The organism is Streptomyces sp. NBC_00536 (genome assembly GCF_036346295.1).
Lineage (GTDB): Bacteria > Actinomycetota > Actinomycetes > Streptomycetales > Streptomycetaceae > Streptomyces.
Genome location: NZ_CP107819.1, coordinates 7797916 through 7818394, shown reverse-complemented (window position 1 = coordinate 7818394; position 20479 = coordinate 7797916). Strand labels below are relative to the sequence as shown.

The 20479-nt window shown below is 73.4% G+C and carries 17 protein-coding genes; 7 read left to right on the top strand and 10 right to left on the bottom strand.

The features are described 5' to 3' along the window. Nucleotides 1-138: 138 nt before the first annotated feature. Nucleotides 139-807, top strand: a complete 669-nt coding sequence (locus OHS33_RS33505; protein WP_330334174.1) for a helix-turn-helix transcriptional regulator — start codon at nt 139-141, stop codon at nt 805-807. Here OHS33_RS33505 and OHS33_RS33500 read toward each other — a convergent pair. Further along, nucleotides 798-2693, bottom strand: a complete 1896-nt coding sequence (locus OHS33_RS33500) for an AfsR/SARP family transcriptional regulator (protein ID WP_330334173.1) — start codon at nt 2691-2693, stop codon at nt 798-800. The genes OHS33_RS33505 and OHS33_RS33500 overlap by 10 nt on opposite strands. A gap of 206 nt (nt 2694-2899) precedes the next feature. Beyond that, complete coding sequence (locus tag OHS33_RS33495) at nt 2900-3358, bottom strand: BP74-related protein (protein WP_330334172.1); 459 nt, start codon at nt 3356-3358, stop codon at nt 2900-2902. 362 nt (nt 3359-3720) lie between these two features. Between OHS33_RS33495 and OHS33_RS33490 the strand changes: the two genes are divergently transcribed. Further along, complete coding sequence (locus tag OHS33_RS33490) at nt 3721-4191, top strand: hypothetical protein (protein ID WP_330334171.1); 471 nt, start codon at nt 3721-3723, stop codon at nt 4189-4191. Nucleotides 4192-4315: 124 nt separating this feature from the next. Beyond that, complete coding sequence (locus OHS33_RS33485; RefSeq protein ID WP_330334170.1) at nt 4316-5887, top strand: purple acid phosphatase family protein; 1572 nt, start codon at nt 4316-4318, stop codon at nt 5885-5887. A 114-nt stretch (nt 5888-6001) separates the two neighbouring features. Here OHS33_RS33485 and OHS33_RS33480 read toward each other — a convergent pair whose 3' ends face one another. Continuing rightward, nucleotides 6002-6790, bottom strand: a complete 789-nt coding sequence (locus OHS33_RS33480; protein WP_330334169.1) for a TetR/AcrR family transcriptional regulator — start codon at nt 6788-6790, stop codon at nt 6002-6004. A gap of 107 nt (nt 6791-6897) precedes the next feature. On the opposite strand from OHS33_RS33480, the gene OHS33_RS33475 reads away from it, so the two are divergent. Together OHS33_RS33475 and OHS33_RS33470 are read left to right on the top strand one after the other, a co-directional pair. After that, nucleotides 6898-7815, top strand: coding sequence for an ATP-binding cassette domain-containing protein (locus OHS33_RS33475; protein ID WP_330334168.1), 918 nt, complete (start codon nt 6898-6900; stop codon nt 7813-7815). Between the two features lie 89 nt (nt 7816-7904). Continuing rightward, entirely contained in the window at nt 7905-8636 is a 732-nt protein-coding gene (locus OHS33_RS33470; RefSeq protein WP_330335304.1) for an ABC transporter permease, read from the top strand. Nucleotides 8637-8675: 39 nt separating this feature from the next. Here OHS33_RS33470 and OHS33_RS33465 read toward each other — a convergent pair whose 3' ends face one another. Together OHS33_RS33465 and OHS33_RS33460 are read right to left on the bottom strand one after the other, a co-directional pair. Further along, a complete protein-coding gene (locus tag OHS33_RS33465) occupies nt 8676-9860 on the bottom strand; it encodes a GDSL-type esterase/lipase family protein (RefSeq protein WP_330334167.1) in 1185 nt (394 codons plus the stop codon). Between the two features lie 4 nt (nt 9861-9864). Then, the gene (locus OHS33_RS33460; protein WP_330334166.1) at nt 9865-10491 is read right to left on the bottom strand and encodes a TetR/AcrR family transcriptional regulator; all 627 of its coding nucleotides are present in this window, start codon (nt 10489-10491) and stop codon (nt 9865-9867) included. 218 nt (nt 10492-10709) lie between these two features. Between OHS33_RS33460 and OHS33_RS33455 the strand changes: the two genes are divergently transcribed. Next, nucleotides 10710-12584, top strand: a complete 1875-nt coding sequence (locus tag OHS33_RS33455) for a choice-of-anchor R domain-containing protein (protein ID WP_330334165.1) — start codon at nt 10710-10712, stop codon at nt 12582-12584. 64 nt (nt 12585-12648) lie between these two features. Beyond that, a complete protein-coding gene (locus OHS33_RS33450; protein ID WP_330334164.1) occupies nt 12649-13398 on the top strand; it encodes a dienelactone hydrolase family protein in 750 nt (249 codons plus the stop codon). Between the two features lie 17 nt (nt 13399-13415). Here the strand turns inward: OHS33_RS33450 and OHS33_RS33445 are convergent, their stop codons facing one another. The 5 genes from OHS33_RS33445 to OHS33_RS33425 all read right to left on the bottom strand — a co-directional run bounded on the left by OHS33_RS33445 (nt 13416) and on the right by OHS33_RS33425 (nt 20322). Continuing rightward, entirely contained in the window at nt 13416-13691 is a 276-nt protein-coding gene (locus OHS33_RS33445) for a hypothetical protein (protein ID WP_330334163.1), read from the bottom strand. After that, a complete protein-coding gene (locus OHS33_RS33440) occupies nt 13688-14443 on the bottom strand; it encodes a GmrSD restriction endonuclease domain-containing protein (RefSeq protein WP_330334162.1) in 756 nt (251 codons plus the stop codon). Before OHS33_RS33440 ends, OHS33_RS33445 begins: the two co-directional genes overlap by 4 nt. A 104-nt stretch (nt 14444-14547) precedes the next feature. Then, nucleotides 14548-16155 carry an alpha/beta hydrolase gene (locus OHS33_RS33435; protein ID WP_330334161.1) on the bottom strand — a complete coding sequence of 536 codons (1608 nt, stop codon included), beginning with the start codon at nt 16153-16155 and terminating at the stop codon, nt 14548-14550. Nucleotides 16156-16455: 300 nt separating this feature from the next. Next, nucleotides 16456-18093: a hypothetical protein gene (locus tag OHS33_RS33430; protein ID WP_330334160.1), complete on the bottom strand. Its 1638-nt coding sequence runs from the start codon at nt 18091-18093 to the stop codon at nt 16456-16458. A 51-nt stretch (nt 18094-18144) separates the two neighbouring features. Next, entirely contained in the window at nt 18145-20322 is a 2178-nt protein-coding gene (locus tag OHS33_RS33425) for a hypothetical protein (RefSeq protein WP_330334159.1), read from the bottom strand. Nucleotides 20323-20479: the final 157 nt, after the last annotated feature.

The window sequence follows — 20479 nt, the reverse complement described above, 5'->3', positions numbered from 1 at the left end:
GAACGGTGCGCGCGGGCGGCGGCCCGGCCGATGGACGGTCACCCATCGTTCGTCGACGGGCTGTTGATCCGCCTGCGCGACCCTGTGCGCAGCGGGACCACGAGCCCGCACCACACGAAACGGGGAGGGGAAAGACACATGCCGGTACTGACCGACCGCATCACCGTGACGATCCACGCCGCCGATCCGCTCAGCCGGGCCGGAGTCGTCCGCCATCTGCAGCACCAGCCGACCGTGGACATCGTGCCCTTGTTACCCGGGCGGGACGCGCCCCCGGCGCCCGCCGCCTCGGTCGCCGTGATGACGATCGACCGGATCGACGGACCGTCGGGGGCCGCGCTGTGCGAGGTGCTGCGGGGCGGCGCCCAGCGCGTGCTCCTGGTCGCCCGCGAACTGCGCGAACCGGAGCTGCTCGCGGTGGTGGAGTACGGCGTGCGCTCGATCGTCTGGCGCCACCAGGCCACCGAGGAGCGGCTGTTCGAGGCCGTCCAGCGCACCGCGCGAGGGGAATGCGTACTGCCGCCGGACCTGGTCGACCGGGTGCTGGGGCAGGTGAACCGGCTGCGGCGTTCGGAGACGGCGGCCGCCCGTACGGGCCCGGGCGGCGCGCCGCGGTTCGGTCTGGCGCCGCGCGAGACGGAGGTACTGCGGCTGATCGCCGAGGGGCTGGACACCCGCCGGATCTCCGAGAAGCTGGCCTACTCCGAGCGGACCGTCAAGAACATCCTGCACGGCCTGATGACCCGGCTCCAGCTCAACAACCGCGCGCACGCGGTGGCGCACGCGCTGCGCGAGGGCTACATCTGATGCGGCGGGCCCGGCCACGGGCCGAACTCCCGCACCGCGAACTCCCCCACCAGCGGGTGGAGTCGGTAACGGCCCGAAGGCCCGGGCGCCAGCAGACAGGAATCCACGAGTTCCTCCAGCGCGCGGGCGGTCTCCGGACCGGGAGCGAGGTCTGAACGGAGGGCGGGGGCAGGGCCGTCGAGCAGCGCGGCCGCTTCGGCGACGGTGAAACCGTCCGGCGCCGTCGCGGCCCCGGTCACCGCGGTGGACATCGCCACCGCCCGCAGGGCCCGTACGGCCGCCTCCGACAGCCCTTCGGCGCGGCGCCGGAAACCGTCCTCGACGGCCCGGCCGTCCGCCCGTGGCGACGCGGCCAGCTCCAGCGCCAGCGGCAACCCCGCGCACCGGTCCAGGAGTTCACGCAGTCCGGCGGGGTCCCGACGGACCCGCCGGGCCCCGGAGACCGCACCCAGGAACTCCCGCGCGGTGGCCTCGTCCCATTCCGGTACGTCGATCATCCGCGCTCCCGGTACGACGATCGCGCGCGAGGCGGCGGTCACCAGCGCCGCGCACCCCGGCGCCCCGGGCAGCAGCGCGAGCACCTCCGCGGTGTCCCGGGCGTCGTCGAGCAGGACCAGGACGCGCCGCCCGGCGAGCAGCGAGCGGTACAGCGCCGCCCTGGCCTCCACGTCTTCCGGCACCGCCGCGCCCGGTGTTCCCAGGGCCCGCAGGAGGACGCCGAGCGCGGCGCCGCGTCCGGCGCCGAGGCCGGCCCGCAGCACCCCGTCCGGGAAGAGGGCGCGCACCTGCCCGGCCACCCGGGAGGCGAGCGCCGTCTTGCCGACGCCCGGCATACCGGTGAGCACCGCGACGGGCACACCGGTCGCGGCGCCGGAGAACAGCCGGGCCAGGAGCGCGCACTCGGCGGCCCGGCCCACGAAGAGCGGCGCCGGGGCGAGGCCGTCGCCGTCGGGCGGGATCCCCGCACCGAGGTCCGGCCCGGACACAAATACAGGTACGGGTACGGGTGCAGGTACAGGTGCAGGAACCGGCTCGGGCAGAGCGACCGGCACCGACGGCGGCTCGGCGCGGCGCGGGCCGCCGGGGACGCCCCCCACGCTCTTCCGTACCGCACCGTGCAGGGCGGCGAGTTCCGGTCCGGGAGTGACCCCCAGCTCCAGGCCGAGGGTCTCGCGGGCACTCTCGTACACGGCCAGTGCCTCGCCGGACCGGCCGCCGCGGTGCAGGGCGCGCATGAGCAGTGCCTGGGCGCGCTCGCGCAGCGGGTGTTCCGCCGCGAAGGCCCGCAGGGCGGGGACCGCCGCCGTGTCGCGGTCCGGTCCCAGCTCCAGCGCGTCGTGGAAGTGGTCCTCCCGGGCGGCCAGCCACAGCCCGGTGAGCCGGTCGCGCTGCGCCTCGGCGTGCGGGCCGGGCAGACCCGCCAGCGGGCTGCCCGCCCAGAGGGCGAGGGCCCGGCCGCGGACGCCGTGCGCCTGCCGGACGGCTCCGGCCGCACGCAGCCGGGCGGCTTCGGCCAGCCCGCGTTCGAAGGCGGTGACGTCCAGCAGGGGGCGGGCGAGGCGCAGGGCGTACCCGCCGGAGGTGTACACGAGGAGCCGGGCGGGGGCCCGGGGCGGCCGGTCCGGTTCGAAGAGGGCACGCAGCCGGGACGCGTAGGTCCGCAGGGTTCCGACGGCGCGCGGCGGTACGCGTTCCCCCCAGAGCGCGTCGCACAGCTCCGCCGTGGTCGCGGTCCGGCCGGTGCGCAGCAACAGCACGGCAAGGAGGGCCCGTTGCTGGTTCGGGCCCAGGTCGAGTGACGCCCCGGCGGCCGTGCGCGCGGTCATCGGCCCGAGCATCCGGAAGCGCATCCCGTCCGTGGCCGCGGCCACGCGTTCCCGCACCACCGCACACACCTCCCCCGTCCCACGGCCGCCGCCTTGCGGCCACCGGTGAGGAGTCACGTTACTTCGGGCCACGGGCCACGGGCCGCTTCGCGGACCGGGCGCCGCCCGCGGCCCGGCCGGCACCGCCGGCCGCCGGGGGGAAGCGGCGGCCGGGGTGACGTCGGGCGCGGTCGGCACCCGGAGCGGGTGGCTCCCGGAGCCGTGCCTTACGGCGCGGTGACCTCACGCGTCAGCTTCGACTGCCACGGGCACCAGGTCGAACCGGGCAGGAGCGCGCCGCCCACCTCACTGAGGTGGTTGTTGACGTAGGAGATGCTGGCGTCGCAGACCTCCATGGCCATCCCGAAGAACTTCACCGATTCCGGGGCCAGCGTGTACTTCCAGGGCTGGTTGTACGAGGCGGGGGCCTTGACGACCCGACCCATCACACCGCGGTTCTCCGTGTCCACACCGCTCAGGATGTCGCGCGCCTGCTGGATCCGGGCGGCGTCGTTGAGCTTGAAGACGAAGGTGTTCTTGCCGTCGGTGAACTCGAAGTACGCCGTCGACGAGGCCGCGGGGGCCGCGGTGTCGAGCTGCGCCGCCTGGGCGGCGGGCGCGGCGAGCGCCAGCGCGACCATGGAGACCGCCGCGAGACTTCCGGCCTTGGTGAGGGTACGTCGCATTCCTGGAACCTCCAGTGTTCGTCGGGGCGCTTCTGCGACCCGCTCTGCAGCGAACGTAATCGGGAATCTCACGAATTGGTCAGTTGTCTCCCATGTGTGCCCCAGCGGACCGTCAAGGTTGCCCCAAAGACTCCCATGACCTTCAAAAACCTGCCCGCCAAGGCCATTGGCCATGGAAAGGGGTGAACACCAGGAATCCGGAGGGGGCTTGCGGCCCGTCAGGGGTTTCCCCGGGGTTTCCCGGATCCGTCCCCGGCAGGAGACGGCCGCGTCATCGACGGCCGGCCGTGGGGTGTTCCAGGCTCGAATCGTTCGGATCACTCGGATCGTTCGGATCACTCCTGCGACGAAAGGGAATCGCCATGCCCATCGCTCTCCACGGCGGACACGTCCGCACGCTCGCGAAGGCCTGCACGACCATCGCGGCGGGCGCGCTGCTCGTGACGGCGCCGGCGACCGCGACGGCCTCCGCACAGGCCACGACCGCGCCCTCCTCCGTCAAGACCTCCGTGAAGGCCTACGTCCAGCGCTGCACGGACCTCGGCAACGGCACGCTGTGCATCGACGTCAACGGACGGGTCGGTGCTCAGGGCGTCATCGGCGTCGGCTACTGGAAGCGGGCCGGGGACTCCGTCCACGTCCGGCTCGGCTGGCAGAACACCACGGGCGGCGGCGCGAACTTCAGCAGGAACGTGCACGGTCCGCTGGTCCCGGGGACCGACACGGGCACCGAGACGTGGCGGACGTACCTGGCCGCCGGCTGCGTGTACCCGCTGATCGAGGTGGTCGGCCAGGGCACGCTCAAGGGCAAGGAGGTCTGCGTACCCGCCTGACCGCCGCCACCGGGCGACGCGCGCGTGCGGCACCCGGGATTCCGGGACGTCACATGGGAATCTGTACCTCCCCCGTTCACCTTCCGGTGAGCCGCGCGTCGCCTGTGGAGAGGAGGTTCGCGCCATGGACCTTCCCAGCTTCGGCATCCCCGAGAAGCTCGCCGCCCGCATGAGCATGGCCGAGCAGCACGATTACCTGCGCTCGAAGTTCACGCGGCGCGGCGCCCTGCGCGCGGGCGCGGTCACCGCGGCGGTGGCCGGTGTCGGCCTGGCCTCCGGCGCGGCCTCGCCCGCCTACGCGGCCCCCACCATGGTGACCTCCACCGAGCGGCGCGGCGTCGACGGTTCGCTGGCCGCGCCGTTCGGCCGCCACCTGCAGTTCGGTGCGGACCCCAAGACGCAGATGCGGGTGTCCTGGCAGACCCCGTTCGCGGTGAAGAAGCCGTACCTGCGGGTCGGGACGAGCCCCTGGTCGCTGAGCCGGAGGATCGACGCGGAGGTCCGGCACCTGAGCACTCCCGTCCTGAACGGCGGCAAGATCGCGGCGGCCGAGCAGTTCTACATGCACGCGGGCCTGGACCGGCTGCGCCCCGGCCAGACGTACTACTACGGTGTCGGCCACGACGGGTTCGACCCGGCCGACCACCGCAACCTGGGCACGCTCGGCACCTTCACCACCGCGCCCGCGCGCGCCGAGAACTTCACCTTCACCGCCTTCGGCGACCAGGGCGTGAGCTACCACGCCCTCGGCAACGACGCGGTGCTGCTGGCCCAGAACCCGGCCTTCCACCTGCACGCGGGTGACATCTGCTACGCCGACTCCTCGGGCTCGGGCACCTCCGGCGACTCCTACGACGCCCGCACCTGGGACCAGTTCCTGGCCCAGACGGAGACGGTCGCCAAGTCCGTGCCCTGGATGGTGACGACCGGCAACCACGACATGGAGGCCTGGTACTCCCCGCAGGGCTACGGCGGCCAGAACGCCCGCTGGTCCCTCCCGGACAACGGCCCGGACCCGGTGAACCAGCCCGGCGTCTACTCCTTCGTGCACGGAAACGTCGGTGTCGTCGCGCTCGACGCCAATGACGTCTCGTACGAGATCACCGCCAACTTCGGCATCAGCGGCGGCAAGCAGACGGCCTGGCTCGACCGGCGCCTCGCCGAGCTGCGCCACCACCGCGACGTCGACTTCATCGTGGTGTTCTTCCACCACTGCGCGTTCTCCACCACCAGCGCACACGCCTCGGAGGGCGGCGTGCGCGAGGCGTGGGTGCCGCTCTTCGAGAAGCACCAGGTGGACCTGGTCATCAACGGGCACAACCACGTGTATGAGCGCACCGACGCCATCAAGGGCAACAAGGTGGGCCGCAAGGTCCCGATCGGCGAGCGCACCGACCCGACCCGGGACGGCATCGTGTACGTCACCGCGGGTGCGGCGGGCCGCTCGCTGTACAGCTTCCCGGTGCCCGACTCGTACGAGGGCCACGTCGCGGACCGCGACAGCGTGGACAGCTACCACTGGGTCAAGGGCGGGGCGAAGGCGACCGAGACGGTCGAGTGGTCCCGGGTGCGCTACACCAACTACTCGTTCCTCGCGGTGGAGGTGGAGACCGGCCGCTTCCCGAAGCTCAAGGTCAGCGCCCTCGCCGAGACGGGCCAGCGCATCGACCACTTCGAGATCCAGCGCGGCCACTGATCCGGACACCGCCGTGCGCTCCGGGGCCCGTTCCGAAAGGGACGGGCCCCGGCCGTTTTCCCCGGACCGCCGTCACGGCGCGTCGGGGCCGGCCGGCCCGGGCTCGGGCAGCGGTCAGCCTGCGGCGGCCCGTCCGTCGATCAGGACCTCCAGGCCGTCCAGGATCCGGCCGAGGCCGAAGGCGAACTCCGCGTCCGGCGCGTCGGCTTGTCCGATGGCTCCGGAGGCGAGGAGCCGGGTCACCGCCGGATGGCGTTCGGGGTCGGTGAGCAGCGTCAGGGTGTTGGTGTAGCGGGCCAGCATCCGGTCGGGCGTGATCCCCGTCTTGATCATGGCGTCCATGATGTCGGCCGTCAGTGTGGTCTCGTTGCGCACCAGGCCGCCGATCAGCATCAGCGTCGACAGTTTCTCCCCCTCGCGCAGACCGCTGTCCGCCAGGGAGACCAGCCCGCGTTCCATCCAGGCGACCTGGTTCGGGGTGGCCGGGGGGCCGGTGATCGGGATGCGCAGGATCCAGCTGTTCTGCTGGAGCCGCGCCCGCTGCTGGTAGGCCCATTCCGTGACCGCGCCGCGCCAGTCGGCGGCCGGGTCGACGGTGGCGGGCGGCGGGGTGCCCACTCCCGCCTCCGCCATCAGGATGTACAGCTCGTCCTTGGCGGTGACGTAGCGGTAGAGGGACATGGTCGAGGAGCCGAGCTGCTTGGCGACCCGGCCCATGGAGACGGCCTCGACGCCCTCGGTCGCGGCGAGGTGGATCGCGGCGTCCACGATCCGCTCCAGGGTGAGCGCGGGCCGCGGGCCCTTGGTGGGGCGTTCGCGCAGCCCCCAGGCCGTTTGCAGGCTGGCCGGGAGCCCGGTTTCCGGTTCGTCCGGCTCTTCCGGCTCTTCCGGTCCTGTCGCCATGCCATCTCCTGGGTGCCGTCCACGTGCTGCGCTGTTGACCCACATCCTAGTTCTGTGTATTACTTACACAGTAGAGCGTACGCCTTACGCAGAAGGGATGACCCGACGTGCACCTCGGAATCCATGCCACCGCACTCACCAAGTCCTACGGAGCCACCCGCGTCCTGGACGGCCTCGACCTGGCCGTCCCCCGCGGCAGCGTCCTCGCCCTGCTCGGCCCCAACGGCGCGGGCAAGACCACCGCCGTCCGGATCCTGGCCACCCTCACCGCCCCGGACTCGGGCACCGCGCGGGTGGCCGGGCACGACATCGCCGCCGAGCGTGCGCTCGTACGCCAACGCATCAGCCTCACCGGCCAGTTCACCGCGGTCGACGCGCTGCAGACCGGCGCCGAGACCCTGCGCATGTCTGGCCGGCTGGCCGGGCTCCGCCCCCGCGAGGCCCGCGCCCGGGCCGATGAGCTCCTCGGCCGCTTCGGCCTCGCCGAGGCCGCCGGCCGGACCGCCAAGAGCTACTCCGGAGGCATGCTCCGCCGACTCGACCTCGCGGCGAGCCTGGTCTCCCGGCCCGAGGTGATCTTCCTGGACGAGCCGACCACCGGCCTCGACCCGCGCAGCCGCGCCGAACTCTGGGACGTCGTACGGGAATTGCGCACCGACGGCACCACCGTCCTGCTCACCACCCAGTACCTGGAAGAGGCCGACCGCCTCGCCGACCGGATCGTGCTCCTCGACGGCGGGCGCGTCGCCGCCGAAGGCAGCGCCGCGGAACTGAAGTCCCGGGTCGCGGGCCACCGCCTCGACCTCGTCCTCGCCTCGCGCGCCGCCTACGACCGGCTCGCACCCCGCGCCGTCCACCACGCGCCGGACGACCTCACCCTCGGCGTCCCCACCGACGGCACCGCGGCCGATGTACGCGCCCTCCTCGACTCCCTCGACCCCGACCGCACCGCCGTGGACCGCTTCACCGTGCGCGGCGCCGACCTCGACGACGTCTTCTTCGCCCTGACGGGAGCCCACCGATGAGCACGACCACGAGCACCGTGTCCAGGCCGGCCGTGCCGGCTCCGCCGGTCCCACCGCGCGCGCCGTCCGCGCTCACCGCGTCCCTCACCATGGCCGGGCGGAGCCTGCGCATGAGCCGCCGCAGCCCGGACGCGCTGATCACCGCGCTGATGCTGCCGGTGATGCTGATGCTGATCTTCGTGTACTTCTTCGGCGGGGCCATCGACACCGGGGACGGCACGGCGTACGTGACCTACGTGGTGCCCGGCGCCATGCTGCTGTGCGCGGGCTTCGGCGCGGCCTCCACCGCGGTCAGCGTCAGCGACGACATGCGGGGCGCCGCGGTCGACCGGTTCCGCGCCCGCGGCATCGGGGGCGTGGCGGTCCTGGCGGGCCACGTCACCGCCTCGGTGCTGCGCAACCTGGTCTCGACCGCCCTCGTCCTGGCCGTCTCCCTCGCCATCGGGTTCCGCCCCGACGCGGAACCCCTCGCCTTCCTGGCGGCCGCCGGGCTGCTCACCGCCTACATCACCGCGATCTCCTGGCTCGCCGCGGCGCTCGGCCTGCTCGCCCGCACCCCCGAGGCCGCGGGCGGGTTCACCTTCCTGATGATGTTCCTGCCCTACCCCTCCAGCGCCTTCGTCCCCATCGACACCATGGAGCCCTGGCTCCACGGCTTCGCCCGGCACCAGCCCCTGACCCCGGTCATCGAATCCCTGCGGGCCCTGCTGCTCGGGCACGACGCGGGTTCCGCGCCGTGGGTCGCCCTCGCCTGGTGCGCGGGCATCACGCTGGTCTCGCTCGCCTCGGCGGCGGTCCTGTTCCGCCGCCGCACGGCCTGAACGGGCGCGTGGGCCCGCGGCCGGGTCAGGCGGCTGGGGTCAGGCGGCCGGGTCCGCGAAAGGGCCCTTGGGCGCGAAGACCAGAGCGGCGAAGCGTTCACCGATGCGGCGGTGGGTGGCGGCGTCCGGGTGCAGCTCGTCGGGCAGGGGCAGTTCGGCGTTGTCCGCCTCGCCGTACAGCGCGCGGCCGTCGAGGTGGTACAGGTTCGGGTCCTCGGCCGCGCGCTGCTCCACGATCCGGGCCAGCTCCTCCCGGATGACGCCCAGGGTCAGCTTCCCGTTCGCGCGCTCGGCGGGGTCGCCCGTGGCCAGGAAGCGCAGCCGGCCGGTGCTGAAGGCGGCGAAGTCGGGGGCGCTGGGGCCCGGGGTGTCCTCGTGGATGGGGCACAGGATGGAGGAGACCACCAGCAGCGGCGTGTCGGGGTGGCCTTCGCGGATGGTGTCGAGGAAGCCGTGGACGGCGGGGGTGAAGGCCCGCAGCCGCATCAGGTCGGTGTTGACGAGGTTGATGCCGATCTTGAGGCTGATCAGGTCGGCGGGGGTGTCGCGCAGCGCGCGGGCGGTGAACGGGTCGAGCAGGGCGCTGCCGCCCAGGCCCAGGTTGGTCAGTTCCACCCCGCCGAGGGCGGCGGCGAGCGCGGGCCAGGTGGTGCTCGGGCTCGCCGCGTCGGAGCCGTGGCTGATCGAACTGCCGTGGTGCACCCACACCTTGCGGCCCCGGTCCGGTGCGGGTTCGAGGGGCGCATCGGAGCGCAGGGACACCAGCTCGGTGGTCTCGTTGTGCGGCAGCCAGATCTCCACGTCCTTGTCCGCGTCGGACAGGCCCGCGAACCGCAGGGTGCCGACCGGGCCGGGCTCCAGCGTGGTGGTGCCCGTCGCCAGGTCGACGGTCAGGGTGTTGCCGCCGGTGACACCGGCCCGGCCGGCCAGAGCGCCGTCGACCAGCAGGTCGTACACGCCCTCCGGGCGCGGCGGGGCGCCCGGGTAGACCCGCTTGGTGGGCAGGGCGTCCAGTTCGAGGACGGTGGCACGGGTGCGGAACACCAGCCGGACCCCGGAGGGCTGGGACTCGGCCATGGCGAGCTGCGCGTCGGCGTACTGGGCGCGGGCGCGGGCGGGCAGCCGGTGCGGCAGGACGCCGTGCTCGGTGTGCTCCAGGTCGAGGGCGCCGCGCAGCAGGTCCGCGGTGACCGGTGTGGTGATCGAGGGATGCGCGGTGTTCATGGTGTCAGCCTGTCGGTCGGGGGTCGGAAGGGTGCGGGAGGACCGTCGCGCTTCCACTGTGCGGTGAAGTGGTCCAGGTGCGCAGGAGGGCGTCGAGCCGGTCGAGGATCCACGACCAGGTTTCCTGCGCGTCGGGAGCGCTGTGGCTGAATCCCCCGGACAGCTCCAGGGTGACGTAGCCGTGGAAGACGCTTCCCAACAGCCGGACCGCGTGCGTCTGGTCGGGCTCCGCCAGGTCGTAGCCCCGCAGGATCGCCCGGGTCATCCGCGCGTGCCTGCCGCCCGCGCTCGCGGCGGCCGCCTCGGGGTCGAGGCGGAACTGCGCCGCGGCGTAACGGCCGGGATGCGTCCGGGCGTAGTCGCGGTAGACGTTTGCGAAGGCCGCCAGGGCGTCCTTGCCCGCCCGTCCGGCGAGGGCGGCGGCGACCGTGTCGGCGAGTTCCTCCAGCGCGAGCAGGGCGATCCCGGTCTTGAGGTCGTGGGAGTTCTTCAGGTGCGAGTAGAGACTCGCGACCTTGACGTCGAAGCGCCGGGCGAGCGCCGAGACGGTCACCTGCTCGAAGCCGACCTCGTCGGCCAGCTCCGCTCCTGCCTGGACCAGGCGTGCCGTGGTCAGTCCCGCGCGTGCCATACCCGCACCTCCTTCTGCCTGAACACATCTTGCATTTACCTAAAGCCTTTAGGCAAATCCCGGTACGGACCCCCCGCACCGGTTTGGTCCCTCCGGGTCGATCCCGCGCCGGGCGAGGAACGCGACGCCCCGGCCCTCGTTATCCGCGCATGACGTGCGTCCGCGGTCGCCTCGCGTGACTGCGGTGGTGACGGCACGTCACCGAACGAGGGAGGCTCATGGCCCCGTCCATCACGCTGTCCGCCGTCCTGGCGACAGCCTTGCTGAGCGTTCCCGCAACGGCCCCCGAAGGCACCCCCGCCGCCCCCAGGACCGACCAGGCCCGGCACGACGTGGCCCTGTTCAGCGTCAAGGCCGAGAACAACGCGGCGGCGCAGGAATTCACCGCCGACTCCTCCCGCCTCGACCGGGTGAGCTTCTACCTGACCAGCGGGGCCGCCACCGGCACGGTGACCGTCCAGGTACGGACCGAGCGGGACAGCGCGGCCTCCGCGATCGCCGCCCGGACACTGGACCTGGCCGCCCTCGGCGGGGCCGGAGCGGGCTGGGTCGAGGTCCCGCTCACCGCCCCGCTGGCCGCCGGGACCCCGTACTACCTGTTCGTCCAGGCCACGACCGCCGAGAACAAACCCGTCGTCTGGCACGGGACCCGGCAGGCGGACCCTCAGGCACCGGTCAGCTGGAACTACGACCGCGCCCACTGGGGCGGCTGGCACTCCGACCCGGCGCGCCTCGCCTTCCATGTCAACCCGGTCGACGGCGACCGCTGCGGGGAGACGGAACCCTGCTACGTACCCGCCTCGGCGCTGGCCGCCCGCACCTCCGGGCTGCTCGGCAACCGGGACGCGACCGAGGCCGTCTCCCCCTCCTTCGCGGTGGGCGCCGCCTACGTCGAGGGCAGCAACGTGCTGCGCCTGCCGTCCGGCCGCTGGCGCTACCTCCCCACCGGCCGGACGGCGTCCGTGGTGACCGCGGCGGACGATCCCGGCGCGCTGCGGCAGATCGCCGAGAGCCGCGCCTGGCTGGCCGCCGGGAAGGTGCCCGGCGCGACACCCGCGCGACAGGCGGCGTCCCGGCGCGCGCTGCTGTCCATGCGGGCCCTGCTGCGCCCCAACGGGGCGTTCGCCGCGGCCTGGTCCCCGGCCTGGGAGAACAACTGGCCCCGCGACGGCAGCTTCGCCGCCGCCGCCTTCGCCGCCACCGGCCATGACGCCGAGGCCTACCTCGTGCTCCGCCACAACCAGGCGACCCAGCGCCCCGACGGCACCTGGGAGGCGCGGACCACGCTCGACGGGGCCGGGCCGCCCGACTCCCGGACCTGGCAGCTCGACGGCAACGGCTGGGTGCCCTGGGCCACATGGCAGTGGTACCGGGCCGCGCCCGCCCAGGACCGGGCCGCCCGGCTGGCGGCGCTCTACCCGATGCTCCAGAAGGCCGCCGACTACGCCACCGACTCGCTCGACGCGAACGGCCTTCCGCCCGCGGGGCCCGACTACTGGGAACTGCCGACGGACACACCCAACATCGGCACCGCCGCGGCCCTGCTCTCCGGCCTCAACGCCGCCGCCGACCTCGCCCGCGCGAGCGGGCGCGCCGGGGACGCGGCGCGTTGGTCGCTCGCCGCCCGGCGCCTCTCCAACGGCATCGCGACCCACTTCGCGCCCGGCGGGTACCCGCGCACCAGTGACGGGCTCCACGGCCGGGACAGCGCCGCCGCGTTCATGGCCCCGCCCTTCAACACCGCGCCCGCCGACCTGCCCTCGGCCCTCGACTCCACCTGGGACGCGCTGCTGCTCCCGAACGGCGGGATCCTTCCCGGCAACGACCCCGAGTTCAGCTGGGGGTCGTACGCGTGGACGCCCAGCACGACGTTCTTCGCGCTGGCCTGGGCCGGTACGGGCGAACACCAGAAGGCCGACCGGGTGCTGGACTGGGTCCTGTCCAAGCGCAACGGGCTCGGCGAACTCCCCGAGACCGTCGACGGCGCCGGGCGGCCGTCCTCGGTCGCGCCGCTCGGCTGGACCGACTCACTGGTGCTGCTGGCCGCCCTGGCCCTCGACGGCTCCCCCGCCCCGGCACCGCCCACGCGCTGAGGTATACCGTTGATCGTTCATCGTTGATCGAGCGAACTCCGACGAACTCCGAGGAAGGAAGCCCTTGTTCACCAAGGCACTGACGATTCCCACCCCGGACGGCGAGGCCGATGCCTTCGCCGCGTTCCCCGACGGGGACGGGCGGCACCCGGGGGTGCTGCTGTACATGGACATCATCGGGATACGGCCCGTGCTGGAGGAGATGGCCCGCGAGCTGGCCGGGCACGGCTACTACGTGCTCGTCCCCAACCTCTTCTACCGGCACGGCCCGGCGCCGCTGGTCGAGCTTCCCGCACACATCGATGCGGAGAGCCGGGCCGCGCTCTTCCCGCGGCTGGTGCCGATGCTCAAGGAGCACACCACCGACCGGGCGCTGCGCGACGCCGACGCGTACGTCGACTTCCTCACCACCCGGCCCGAGGTCAGCCCCGGACCGGTCGCCGCGATCGGCTACTGCATGGGCGCGGCCCTGGCGATGCGCACCGCGGCGGCGCATCCCGGCCGGGTGGCGGCCGTCGCCGGGTTCCACCCCGGGAAGCTGGTCACCGACGCGCCCGACAGCCCGCACCTGCTCGCGCCGGACCTCGCCGCCGAGGTGCACCTCGGGCACGCCGAGCACGACATGACGCCCGAGGCCCTCGATGAGCTGGACCGGGCCCTGGGGGCCGCGGGGCTCCGCTACACCTCCGAGGTGTACCCCGGTGCGGCCCACGGCTTCACCATGGCCGACACCAGCGCCTTCAGCGCCGCCGCCCTGCGGCGCCACTGGGACCGCCTGCTCCCCCTGCTCGCCCGCACCCTGCCCCGGCCCTGACCCCGCCGGCGGTGGCGTCAGCCGCCGGACTGCTCCTGCACCCGGTATCCGGCGCGGACCAGGGCGAGGGCGGCCAGGTGGACCGCGTGCGGAGTGCCTTCGAGGCGGTGCGGACCGGCGGTGAGCCGGTACCACTCCTCCGCGCCGGTGTACTGGATCTCGACGAGCGCACCACCGCCCGGCCGGGCGGTGGTGCGCAGGGTCAGGTCGCCGGTGACGACCCCGACCTCGTCGGTCATCGCCCCGCCGGGTCCGGCCACGACCTCGTCGGCCCACTGTGCGCCGGCGGTCATGAGGCGCAGGTGTCCAGCATCGTCGTGAGCATCTGCTTCTCCGGTTCGGTCACCGTCAGGCCGTACGTCGACTTGACGGTGGTCCAGGCGCGCCCGTACTGGCACCAGGCGCTCTTGTCGGTGGGCTGCCAGCTGTCCGGGGTCTGGTCGCCCTTGGACCGGTTGGCGGACGCGCTCACCGCGATCAGCTGCGGACGGACGAGGTCGTTCGCGAACTCCTTGCGGCGCTGCGAGTCCCAGGCCGCCGCGCCGGAACGCCAGGCGGCGGCGAGGGGCACCATGTGGTCGATGTCCAGCTTGCCCGCGTCGCTGACCGTGACCCCGTCGTAGAGGCTGCGCCAGGTGCCCGAGAGGGCCTTGCAGTCCGTGTTCAGCGCGACGTCCTTGCCGTCGCGCTTGATGACGGTCTCGCGCGTGTCGCACTTGTTGCCCTGGTCGATCCAGTGCGTGAACTTGTCCCGGGAGTACCCGGCCATCGAGCCCACGGGCCCGACCTTGAGCCCGGCCAGCTGGGTCCGCGCCACCTGCACCGTGACCATGCCCGGCAGCACGTCCCCGGCGGCGGGCTTGGCGTCGTCGGCCCCGGGAGCCTTCTTGGAGGCCGACGACGAGGGGGACTTGGCGCCGCTCGCGGACGCCGAGGGTTTGCCGTCGCCCGCGCCCCGGTCGGCCGCGGGCTTGCTGCATCCGGCCACGGCCAGCAGCAACGAGGCCGCCACCACCACAGCGGGCACCCGCATCTGACGTCCCATATCGTCCACCCCACCCAGAACCGCACCGACCCGTTGTCCGGTTCACCCTACCCAGTACCGATACCTCTCAAGTCGGCGGCACGCGAGCGTGCGTCACCGCACGGTCAGCGCAGCGCCGGGATCACATCGCGCGTCTCGTCCACCCCGGTGAACGCGGCGCGCCGGGCGAGCGGGGCCGGGGGCGCCTCGTCCGCGCAGACCGTGCCGCGGGCGGGCAGGGCCAGGGTGGCGAGGTAGGTGTTGATGAACGCGCTGGCGCACGCGCTCCGGTTGTAGGCGGTGTGTCCTTCACCGGCGAAGGTCAGCAGCCGTCCGTTGTCCAGCGTCCCGGCGAGGGCCACGGCGTCCTGGTACGGGGTGTCCGGGTCGCCGGTGTTGCCGATGACCAGGATCGGCGCGGAGCCCGCGGCCCGGTAGGAGCCCTCGAAGCGGCTCGGGCGCTCCGCCGGCCACTGGGCGCAGGTGGGCGCGTGGTTGTGGTCGTAGGTGGGCGGCCCCAGGCCGACGGGGGGTCCCATCAGCGGAGCGGCGGCGGCCTCGGCGCTGACCACCGCGCCCAGGAGCAGGCGGCTGGTGGGGTAGACGCGGTCGGCGCACTCGACGGCCATGTTGACGTTGAGGAAGTCGAAGGACGCCGGTGAGGGCGGGTTCAGCAGCCAGGTGGTCCGGTGCTCCTGGGCCGCCCGCAGGCTCTGGCCCAGGTCGGGCCAGATCTCCTTGCCCGAGTTGATGTTGAACATCAGCCGGTAGGCGAGGGTGTAGCCGGTGGCCGGGCGGCCGCTCGCGGTGATGACGGGACGGGCGTCCAGGTCCTTCTTGAGCTGCTCGAAGGCCTGCCGGGGCTTGCCGTCGCCGAACCCGCAGGTCGTGGGAGTCTGCGCGCACCAGTCGAGGAACCGGCCGACCGCCGCGTCCAGGGCGAGGAACTGCCCGGCGTCGTAGGCGTACGGCACGTCGGCGTAGTGCCGCGGGTCGTAGGAGCCGTCCAGGACCATGGCGCGCACGCGCTGGGGGAACTGGGCGGCGTACACGGTGCCGACGTAGCTGCCGAAGGAGCGGCCGTAGAAGGTGAGCTGCTCCTCGCCGAGGGCCTGGCGGAGCAGGTCGATGTCCTTGGCGTTCGAGGCGGTGCCGATGAAGGGCACCAGGTCGCCGGAGCGTTCCTTGCAGGCATTGCCGAAGTCACGGCCCTGCTGGACGGCGAGCTGCAGGGCTCCCGGGCCGGGCACGCCGTGCGCGGCGTCGACGGCCGCCGCGTACTCCTGGTCGTTCCAGCACTCCACCTGTCCGCTGCGCTTCACGCCGCGCATGTCGTAGCCGATGACGTCGAAGCCGTCGCGGAGCGCGGCGGGCAGTGCGTCGTAGCTGCCGCGCGCGAAGTCCACACCGGAGTTGCCGGGGCCGCCGGGGTGCAGCAGCAGGACGCCGGTGCGGTGGGCCGGGTCGGCCGCGAGGTGGCGGGTGACGGCGAGCGGGATCGTACGCCCGGTGGGCTGCCGGTAGTCCAGCGGAACCTGGGCGGTCGCGCACTCGAAGCCGTCCCCCGGGTCGGCGCAGGGGCCCCAGGCCAGGGTGGGCACGGGCGGCGCGGCCAGGGGCGTCGCCGTGGCGGCCCCGGGCGTGACGCCCAGGAGTGCCGTGACCGCGGTCAGGACGAGGGTTATCCCCCACACCACTCGTTTGCGCGGATCGACGGCCGATCGGATCTGCATGCGGTGAACTCCTCGTCGTGGCACGTGGGTCGGGCGGCGCACACGACGGGGGGCGTGCGCGCGCCCTCGCTCGGCTGAGCGGCACGCACAGGTTCCCATCCGTGGGCACGGCCGGGATAGACCGTGCGCCCGACAAGATCCCGAACGACGGGCCCCGGTGACGGCGCCCGGGCGCTCACCCGGGCGCCGGGGCGAAGTCCAGGCGGTGGCGGACGGATTCCGGGCCGCGGACCCGGGTGCCGGAGACCACCGGTTCGCAGGCGTCCCGGACGCGGCAGTCGACGCGCCGAGGTGTCCCCGTCAGCAGCCGGGGGCGCCGGTGCCGCCGCGCTGCGGCAGGCTCAGGTTGGGGGCGGAGTTCGGCCAGGCCAGGCTGATCGTCTTCGTCTTGCCGTCCGGCTGGATCTGCACGATGGGGGCGGGCTTGCCGACGGGGTTCCCGTGCTCTCCGAACGACAGCCAGCCGCTGGCTCCGGGGAGCATCTGCGCGCAGTAGAACTGGTGCAGGATGCCGGTCTCCAGGCCCGGGTTCTTCAGGCCCACGCCGTCGCGCCGGGCCGCGCTGATCGCGGCCACCGTGGCGTCGTGGGTGAGCATCGCCTGGCCGTTGGCGAGGTCGGCCGGGTCGTAGGCGAGGGCCGCCGCGTCCCCCTGGGTGGTCAGCCGCTGCCCGGTGCAGGGGTCGGGCCGTCCGGTGTACGCCGCCCAGAACTGGTCGAAGTTGTGCTTCGCGTCCGAGCCGGGGCATTCGGCGCCCCATTCGTCAGGGCTGGCCAGCGCGGTGTAGGCGACGGTGACCCGGCCGGAGGCGACCCCCTTGAGGACCGCCTCGTCGTGGATGGCCTCGGAGGCGTCGTCCCCGGCGAGGATGTGCAGCTGCGGGATCCCGCAGGGCGGGCCCTGTACCCAGTTCTCCACGAACGCGCCGAGGTCGCGGCCGCGACCGGCGAAGTACACGACGCCCGGCGCCGCCTGGCAGAGGTTCGCGTGCATCAGGTTGAACTGCTGGATCAGGTAGGCCTTGCGGCCGGAGCCGCTGGGCAGGTCCTTCGGCGAGGTGTACGGGAAGTCGGGGACCACCCGGTTCGGTCCCTTGAACTGCTCCTTCGCCTGGGCCGCGAGGGTGGCCGTGTAGTCGTCGCCGGCCACCGTGTCGGCGACCACGGCGACCGATCCGACGGCGGGGCGCAGCCCGGAGACGTACTGGTTGGCGGCGGTCACCGAGTCGGTGTTGGTCGGCGAGACCCGGAACATGTCGGGGATGTACTTCTGGGGGTCGGTGGGGTCGAGGTTCATCGAATTGCCGGTCACCGTCGAGCCGATGACGGGGATGTGGAGCCGGGCGGAGATCGCGGCGGCGGCCCGGTGGGCCCCGTCGGTGCTCTGGCCGAGGCCGACGACGGCGGAGATGTGTTCGGCTTCCGCGTGCTTCGCGACGCGGTCCACCGCCTCCTTCCACGAGCCGTACTGGCTGCCCATGTTGGCGAGGTACAGCTTCATGCCGGGCGTACTGCCGTACGCAGCCGTGTTGTTGGCCCGCCAGACGGCCGCGACGGCGCCTTCGATGTTGGGGTAGAGCGAGTCGTAGGTGAGGGTGTCCACATCGGCGACGGGTGAGAGGTCGAGCATCAGCACCACGCTGGCGGAGGGCTCCTTGACGGCTTCGTTGGCCGCCTTGATCGTGTCCTCCAGGGCGCGCATGCGTGCCGGTTCGGACTTGGTGAAGGGGGTGCTGTCCAGGTTCACGCCGACGCACGCCAGGGGTGACCCGGTCGCGGTCATCCCGGCTCCGCAGCTCAGGGGCGGCTGGACGATACGGTCGTAGACCCAGCTGCCGCCGAAGACGATCCCGGCGAGGAGGACGAGGGTGGCTGCCAGGGACAGCACCCGGTGACGTTGGAGCCATCCGAAGCGGGGGTTGTGGACACCTACGGTCATGAACACTCCTAGCGGTGCGCCCGGGCCCGCCCCGCGGCGGGCCCGGAGGGGTCAGGCGTAGAGCGCGCCCGCTTGCTGGAGTGCGCTGACGTCCAGTAAGCGGGAGTTGTGCGACAGCCGTTCGAAGCCTTCTTCGATCTGGGCGTCCCAGCCGTGGCTGTGTTCGGTGAGCGGGTCGTTGTAGAGCCAGAGCAGGGCCAGCAGTTTGGCCGTGGCCACCGCCACGACGTCGCTGCCCCGCTCCTCGATCCCGGCGAGCAGGAATGCGTACGCCTCCGGGGCGGACCGCTCGTGGACGAGGCGGCAGGGGGCCGACGCCAGGTAGTCGAGCAGCCGCACCCAGGCCCGGTGGTCGCGGTCGAACCGGGCCGCGAGGGCTTCGGCGACCGGGGTGAACCGGCCGAGGCACAGTTCGTAGAACAGCCGTTGTTCCTCGGCGGCCTCGGGCGGGCGGCCGCGGGCGGCGGACATCGCGGCGAGCGCCTCGGCCTGACGGCGGAACACCCGGTTCCAGGGATCGGTGTCCTCGGCGTCCCCGTCCCGCGGTGTCCTGGACGGGCCGCCCGCGGGCGGTAGGGCGGGTGCGGCCGACAGGGCGGTGAGGACGCAGCGGCCGAGCCACGGGTGCAGGGCCGCGGGCCGGTCCGCCGGGCCCCAGCCGACCTCGCGGATGCGGGAGGCGGGGTGCGCGTGCGTACTGACCCAGAGGTTGCGGCGCAGCAGCTCCAGGCTGTGCGGGAGGTCGGTGAGTTCGGCCGGTACCCACGGGTCGTCGGCGGTGCGCGCGTCCGCGAGGTAGGCCGCCGCCAGCACGATGGCGGGCGGGGCGGTCCAGCGCGCCGCGGGCACGGCGAGCCCCTCGGGCAGGCTGGTTTCCAGGGCCCGCGACCACAGGGGTCTGCCGCCGCTGTCGAGGGCGGCGGGCAGGGGTCTCCCGGCCGCGGTCGCGTCGTCGTCCGGCGGCGCGCCCTCGCGCTGTTCCTGTACGGCGGTGACGGCGCCCCAGTGGCCGCCGGTGAGCCGGTGGGCGACGGAGGCGGCCAGCGGCGGCGCGAGGGATCCGGGGGCGTCGGTGACGTAGCCGACCTGGTCCTCGGTCATCGGGTCGAGCCACACCGGGTACCACTGGGCCGCCACCGCATCGGGGTCCGCCTCGTCGTCCCGGGCCCACTGGGCGCGGGCGGCGCGCGAGAGCAGCGGGACGCGGCGCTGTGAGGTGCCCGCGAGCGGGGTGGTGCGCCAGGGTTCGCACCAGCGGTGGGTCCATTCGGGCTGCCACTGGTCGCAGGCGGCGAGCACGATCAGCGGGTCGGCGCCGGCCGAAGCGCCCTGGCCGTTCTGCCGGTTGCGGATGCGCGCGTTGACGAGGGCGCTCAGGAAGCGGCGTCCGGCGGGGGTCTGCGCGCCGTCCACCAGGAGGACCCACGCGTGGTCGTGGCGTCCCCGGGCCGCCTCGGCCGCGGGGATCTCGCACGAGCAGGCGGACCGCAGGGCCGGGTGGTGTTCGACGTGGTGCTGGGCATCGGCGAGGAACGCCGCGAGCAGGGGGCCGACGGCCGCCGAGCGGGACGCGGCGCTGAGTCTGATGAGGGCGTCGACGGAGCCCGCGGCCTCCGCCTCCGGGATGCTGACGTGCCAGCGCAGGGCGTCGCGCAGGCCCCAGCGGGCGGCGCTCTGGAGCAGCGAGCCGATGACGGGCCGGGCCTGGTCCCGGACGGCGGCGACCACTTGGCGGCCGGCGCCGGAGACCAGGGGGCTGAGCGCGCCGGTGGCCACGACGTCCATGGTGGTGACCGCGGCGCCCTCCAGCCGGGTGGCGAACCTGCCGTGCCGGGTGCCGCGCGTGTAGGCCTGTATCAGGCCCCTGATCTGGTCGGTGGCCTGGGTGCGGTCGGTCTCCAGGGTCTCGTTGAGGGCGAGCAGCCCGAGCGCGAAGCGGTGGAAGACCGGGCTGTGGCGCAGGGTGTCCCAGCCGCGCATCATCTGGAAGGCCACGAGGGCGGCGGCGGACACCGGGTCCACCGGGTTCTCGTGGAAGTCGAGATGGGCGTGCACCACTGTCGAGCCGCAGCCCTGGGACAGCGAGGCCAGCAGGGTGGACTTGCCCGACCGGCGCGGTCCGAGCAGGGCCATGACGGGCTGCCGCTGGTGCGGGTACCGCCAGATCATGTGCCGCAGAAAGGCCTCGGTCCCCTCCGCGTGGCCGTGCTCCGTCGTAGCGTTCACCATTGCCCCCGCCCCCCAGCTGGTCGCGTCGCCCGCGTCGGCGCAACGGAAGTAAACACCGAACGGACGCCGGACGACGGGCATACCGCGGATATTGAGGATCGTGAGAACAGCCGTTCCAGGGCCTCGTGTTCGCGGGTGCGGCACCGCAGAATGCCAC

Coding starts and splice junctions, on each gene's coding strand:
- OHS33_RS33470 (WP_330335304.1), top strand. CDS start 7,905: ATGGCCGGGCGGAGCCTGCGCATGAGCCGCCGCAGCCCGGACGCGCTG.
- OHS33_RS33425 (WP_330334159.1), bottom strand. CDS start 20,322: ATGGTGAACGCTACGACGGAGCACGGCCACGCGGAGGGGACCGAGGCC.
- OHS33_RS33445 (WP_330334163.1), bottom strand. CDS start 13,691: ATGACCGCCGGCGCACAGTGGGCCGACGAGGTCGTGGCCGGACCCGGC.
- OHS33_RS33495 (WP_330334172.1), bottom strand. CDS start 3,358: ATGCGACGTACCCTCACCAAGGCCGGAAGTCTCGCGGCGGTCTCCATG.
- OHS33_RS33485 (WP_330334170.1), top strand. CDS start 4,316: ATGGACCTTCCCAGCTTCGGCATCCCCGAGAAGCTCGCCGCCCGCATG.
- OHS33_RS33435 (WP_330334161.1), bottom strand. CDS start 16,155: ATGCAGATCCGATCGGCCGTCGATCCGCGCAAACGAGTGGTGTGGGGG.
- OHS33_RS33440 (WP_330334162.1), bottom strand. CDS start 14,443: ATGGGACGTCAGATGCGGGTGCCCGCTGTGGTGGTGGCGGCCTCGTTG.
- OHS33_RS33480 (WP_330334169.1), bottom strand. CDS start 6,790: ATGGCGACAGGACCGGAAGAGCCGGAAGAGCCGGACGAACCGGAAACC.
- OHS33_RS33460 (WP_330334166.1), bottom strand. CDS start 10,491: ATGGCACGCGCGGGACTGACCACGGCACGCCTGGTCCAGGCAGGAGCG.
- OHS33_RS33465 (WP_330334167.1), bottom strand. CDS start 9,860: ATGAACACCGCGCATCCCTCGATCACCACACCGGTCACCGCGGACCTG.
- OHS33_RS33490 (WP_330334171.1), top strand. CDS start 3,721: ATGCCCATCGCTCTCCACGGCGGACACGTCCGCACGCTCGCGAAGGCC.
- OHS33_RS33455 (WP_330334165.1), top strand. CDS start 10,710: ATGGCCCCGTCCATCACGCTGTCCGCCGTCCTGGCGACAGCCTTGCTG.
- OHS33_RS33430 (WP_330334160.1), bottom strand. CDS start 18,093: ATGACCGTAGGTGTCCACAACCCCCGCTTCGGATGGCTCCAACGTCAC.
- OHS33_RS33505 (WP_330334174.1), top strand. CDS start 139: ATGCCGGTACTGACCGACCGCATCACCGTGACGATCCACGCCGCCGAT.